General features: G+C 59.4%; 1 protein-coding gene. It reads right to left on the reverse strand.

From position 1 onward, the window contains the following. Positions 1-273: 273 nt before the first annotated feature. A partial coding sequence (locus tag QZ377_RS12405; protein WP_291441526.1) for a penicillin-binding transpeptidase domain-containing protein occupies positions 274-894 on the reverse strand: 621 nt, incomplete at its 5' end.

Here is an 894-nt window from a genome sequence, read left to right on the forward strand (position 1 = left end):
GCTGCCTTGCGGTGGAGCAGCCCCTTCCGCGTCAAGTGTCGGGGCCATCCGAGTAGTGCATCCGTCTGAACAGTTTTGATGCTGCAATATCCCAACTGCCGGAAGCGTTTTACCTTTTGCCCAAACCCGGCGGCCCGGCGGCGGCAGTTCCCACAACCGCGCGCGCCTGCCGTGCCTCACCGGGAATATCTCCGGTCTTTGCCGTGTTTTTTCGTTTGTCGCTACCGGGCCGCCGCCGGAAAATTCAATAACGGCAACCAACAATAGCCAATCTTAACGCTCTGAGAGCCAGAGGATATATTCTGTCTTGTTATCTTCTTCGGGCCATGCCGCCCCGGGAGCCGGAGTCTGCTTGACCACGCGGCTACCGGATCCCTTGAGTTCCGGCACAACGCCCGCCCGGGCAAAAAGTTCCACCGCATTACGCACAGACTTGCCCATCACATCAGGCACGCGGCTGCCCGCCTTTGCCAGATGCCCCGGCAGACGCATGCCTGCATCCTGACCCTGGGCAGCAGTTTTTTGAACTTCGTTGACATAGGGCACATCCAGACCAGCCAACTTCAGGCCACGCCTGCGCCCCGCAGCGGGAGCAGCAGGACTTTCAGTTCCCGCAGCCACCTTTGTATCCGGAACAATGCCCGTAAATGTCAGTGTGCGGCTGGCTATTTCTTTGAATACCGGGGCCGCCACCACGCCGCCGTATTGATTACGTGTGGGTTCGTCCACCATGACCAGAATGAGGTAGCGCGGCTTGTCTGCCGGGAAAAAACCCACAAAAGACGCCAATCTTTTGCTGCCATAGGTGCCCGCACGATGGTCGGCCTTCTGTGCGGTACCGGTTTTGCCAGCCACTTCAATGCCGTCAATGCGGGCGCGCTTGCCTGTGCCGTC

Source organism: Desulfovibrio sp., from assembly GCF_019424165.1.
Classification (GTDB): domain Bacteria; phylum Desulfobacterota; class Desulfovibrionia; order Desulfovibrionales; family Desulfovibrionaceae; genus Desulfovibrio.